This is a genomic window from Methanosarcinales archaeon, assembly GCA_014859725.1.
Lineage (GTDB): Archaea > Halobacteriota > Methanosarcinia > Methanosarcinales > Methanocomedenaceae > Kmv04.
Map to the genome: position 1 here is coordinate 1 of JACUTQ010000267.1, position 2,021 is coordinate 2,021.

4 protein-coding genes are annotated in these 2,021 nt (G+C 37.5%); 1 reads left to right on the forward strand and 3 read right to left on the reverse strand.

Annotated elements, in window-relative coordinates; translation table 11 throughout:
* Window positions 1-53: 53 nt before the first annotated feature.
* Window positions 54-269, reverse strand: a complete 216-nt coding sequence (locus IBX40_13115) for a hypothetical protein (protein ID MBE0525251.1) — start codon at window positions 267-269, stop codon at window positions 54-56.
* 330 nt (window positions 270-599) lie between these two features.
* On the opposite strand from IBX40_13115, the gene IBX40_13120 reads away from it, so the two are divergent.
* Window positions 600-779: a hypothetical protein gene (locus IBX40_13120; protein MBE0525252.1), complete on the forward strand. Its 180-nt coding sequence runs from the start codon at window positions 600-602 to the stop codon at window positions 777-779.
* A 330-nt stretch (window positions 780-1,109) separates the two neighbouring features.
* On the opposite strand, the gene IBX40_13125 is transcribed toward IBX40_13120, so the two are convergent.
* Entirely contained in the window at window positions 1,110-1,472 is a 363-nt protein-coding gene (locus IBX40_13125; GenBank protein MBE0525253.1) for a type II toxin-antitoxin system VapC family toxin, read from the reverse strand.
* A gap of 244 nt (window positions 1,473-1,716) precedes the next feature.
* The gene (locus IBX40_13130) at window positions 1,717-1,965 is read right to left on the reverse strand and encodes a hypothetical protein (GenBank protein ID MBE0525254.1); all 249 of its coding nucleotides are present in this window, start codon (window positions 1,963-1,965) and stop codon (window positions 1,717-1,719) included.
* Between the last annotated feature and the right edge of the window lie 56 nt (window positions 1,966-2,021).

Sequence of the window (2,021 nt, forward strand, 5' to 3'; positions counted from 1 at the left end):
ACCTTAAGGGATACAAGAAAGGTGTCAGTTCTTTTAACGACCCATGTCATGTCTTATAGCTCGCTAAGGAGGTCATCCACGGAAGATATTTCTTTAACCCGTCCTTCCTTAATATCAATATCACTTTTATGAATTGATTCCATGGTCTTTGGGTTATTAATGATCTCAACAGTGTCGACTAATGCATCTAAATCTTCATGGGTTATCATTTTTTGCTCAATGACTTTTAACTCCCGATAGATATCATCAATTGTAATTGAATTATTCATACATTGAATTCTGCTTTAATCTTAATAATTCTTGTCATTGTTAATTAAATAATTAGAAGTAAATTATCTGTTTCACTTTTTATCATTTCTATGGTCTCTACAAATGATTCCACCTCCCATCCCTTCTCGCCTTCACTCTGCCCGGGTGCCCGTCTCGATCTGCTTCGCACGTCCTTTTACAATTTATCTAATCCTCTTCAAAGACGACTAATTCATCAAGGGATGTGTTCAAGTTCCTCTTGATGTTAACACGTTAGAAAACTATAAGTAATGTTTATCACTATTAATTATTAAGATTTTTTTAAATGAAAAATCAAGAAGGTTTAAACTATGGACAAAAGCAGGAGACGAGGCATCGGAGTTTTAATTTTTAGCATGGGCTTGATCGCGATTCTTATCGGTGCAATGACAGATATCTATACGGCAAAAGTCGGCGTGATTATCATGCTCGCTATCTGGTTCATTGGTGGCGCAATTGCCATGATAGTATTCGGAGGAAAAGAAGAATAATCTCCCCCACCTGAAAGGACTTAACAATATCTACAAGCTCAGCAAGTGAGGAATACTGGAGGGATTATCATATCCCCTCATGTTGTGGGGTGTGGTCATGTATTGCTGCTGTCCCTGCCACCACTGCCCGATAGGGCAGCAAGGTGGCAGCCAACCTTGTAGATTTATAGGAGATTTAAACTACAGAGGACGAGGAGTACACATAGTGCGGAGGCAATCCACATTGTTTTCTGAGAACCTAAAAGAATCAAAGTTGAAGAAATATTCTCATTTAACCTTTTGCAGACAAAATGTTACCGACCTTCAGAGCATGGCTGTTCATCCCATGGATTAAATATCTTCACGCAACAGCGCTCTAAAACCAGCCTGTTGAAAATGCTCATCTGATGTTAAAGCATTTTGCAAACCTTGTTCTTCCATCATAATGAATGAGATACAATCCGTTAATCCCCATTCTTTATCGTTCCGTTTGTGATAGAAGTCTATGGCGCTATGCAACAATACACTATCTACTGGCAGGACATTTACATTGTGGGTGCTGTATAAACTTTCAATAAAAGAAACTGCAAGAGAACGGTTAGAGCGTGCCAGTGAATTGCCTATTTCAATTACGACTGTTTCTGTTATGCATACTTCATCTGCAATACGTATTTTTGGAAATATTGCCTTGGCTTGTTCATGAAATTGGCACAGTTCCAAAATCCAGTTATTCCAACGAATATATCAGATGCAGATGCGATTACAAATCCGTGTAAATCCGCGAAATCCGTGTCTTTTTATTTTTTCAGACGCGGATTAACACTGATTTACACCAATTTTACCCAAAGTCGGTGTCTGAAAAATAACTGGAAAATGGGAAAGTGCCATGAAATTTATCGTTTTGATTAAGCAATGCAAGAACATATCTGTATCCATGAAGAAACGATTTAAATTCATGTTACTCCTTTTTTTGCTGTTTTGGCGCGCCATACAAATAATGGTCGTGTTCTTCGGACCAATCTTCAGGGCCATCGATTTTTCCTGAAAAATCACTGAGTACTTCCCAAATACTCTGCCCTGCTATTGATTCATCATCTTCTATAGTTATTCGATATCTAAGATTAGGCTTTAAATCGACTGGTTCTTCCGGTGTTATAACTTTCCTGTCAAAGTGAGCAAGCAACGTGTGAATTTTTACTGCATTCATACTTATATTTAATATTTAATATTACTAATATCTTTAGACTTTCAACTTCATTCGAT

Excerpts from the sequence above, each read along its gene's own strand:
- IBX40_13130 (MBE0525254.1), bottom strand. The coding sequence starts at position 1,965 with ATGAATGCAGTAAAAATTCACACGTTGCTTGCTCACTTTGACAGGAAA.
- IBX40_13115 (MBE0525251.1), bottom strand. The coding sequence starts at position 269 with ATGAATAATTCAATTACAATTGATGATATCTATCGGGAGTTAAAAGTC.
- IBX40_13120 (MBE0525252.1), top strand. The coding sequence starts at position 600 with ATGGACAAAAGCAGGAGACGAGGCATCGGAGTTTTAATTTTTAGCATG.